Consider the following 1125-nt stretch of genomic DNA (forward strand, 5'->3'; position numbering starts at 1 on the left):
AAGGATCCGGAGAGTCGACCCCGCCACCCGAAGGCAGCCGGCCCGGTCCCTCAGGACCCAACAGCGTGCATGTACCCGACTCCACCGCCCCGACGCGTTCCCAACCCGAAGGCTGTACTGACGCGAGACGATCTCACCGAGCACCTAGTTCAATGTTCCACCCATGAGCTACCAGCAAAGACATTCGCTTTGATCTGGCGCCTGGAACACCCTGCGGTGTCCAGATGCTCCTTAGAAAGGAGGTGATCCAGCCGCACCTTCCGGTACGGCTACCTTGTTACGACTTAGTCCTAATCACCGATCCCACCTTCGACAGCTCCCTCCTTGCGGTTAGGCCACTGGCTTCGGGTGTTACCGACTTTCATGACTTGACGGGCGGTGTGTACAAGGCCCGGGAACGTATTCACCGCAGCGTTGCTGATCTGCGATTACTAGCGACTCCGACTTCATGAGGTCGAGTTGCAGACCTCAATCCGAACTGAGACCGGCTTTTTGGGATTCGCTCCACCTTACGGTATCGCAGCCCTTTGTACCGGCCATTGTAGCATGCGTGAAGCCCAAGACATAAGGGGCATGATGATTTGACGTCATCCCCACCTTCCTCCGAGTTGACCCCGGCAGTCTCCTATGAGTTCCCACCATGACGTGCTGGCAACATAGAACGAGGGTTGCGCTCGTTGCGGGACTTAACCCAACATCTCACGACACGAGCTGACGACAACCATGCACCACCTGTATACCGACCTTGCGGGGCAACCATTTCTGGAAGTTTCCGGTATATGTCAAGCCTTGGTAAGGTTCTTCGCGTTGCATCGAATTAATCCGCATGCTCCGCCGCTTGTGCGGGCCCCCGTCAATTCCTTTGAGTTTTAGCCTTGCGGCCGTACTCCCCAGGCGGGGAACTTAATGCGTTAGCTGCGACACGGAGACCGTGGAAAGGTCCCCACATCTAGTTCCCAACGTTTACGGCGTGGACTACCAGGGTATCTAATCCTGTTCGCTCCCCACGCTTTCGCTCCTCAGCGTCAGTAACGGCCCAGAGAACTGCCTTCGCCATCGGTGTTCCTCCTGATATCTGCGCATTCCACCGCTACACCAGGAATTCCATTCTCCCCTACCGCACTC

Annotated in this window: 2 rRNA genes (1 of these 2 only partly in view); both read right to left on the reverse strand. The window is 56.9% G+C overall.

Features of this window, described 5'->3' with window-relative positions:
- Window positions 1-63 (reverse strand): 23S ribosomal RNA (locus C5D66_RS16585); it reaches 2875 nt to the left of the window's first position.
- Window positions 64-235: 172 nt separating this feature from the next.
- A 16S ribosomal RNA gene (locus tag C5D66_RS16590) occupies window positions 236-1125 on the reverse strand; the annotation flags it as partial.

It is taken from the genome of Rathayibacter sp. AY1B4, assembly GCF_002932815.1.
In the GTDB taxonomy this organism is placed as follows: Bacteria; Actinomycetota; Actinomycetes; order Actinomycetales; family Microbacteriaceae; genus Rathayibacter.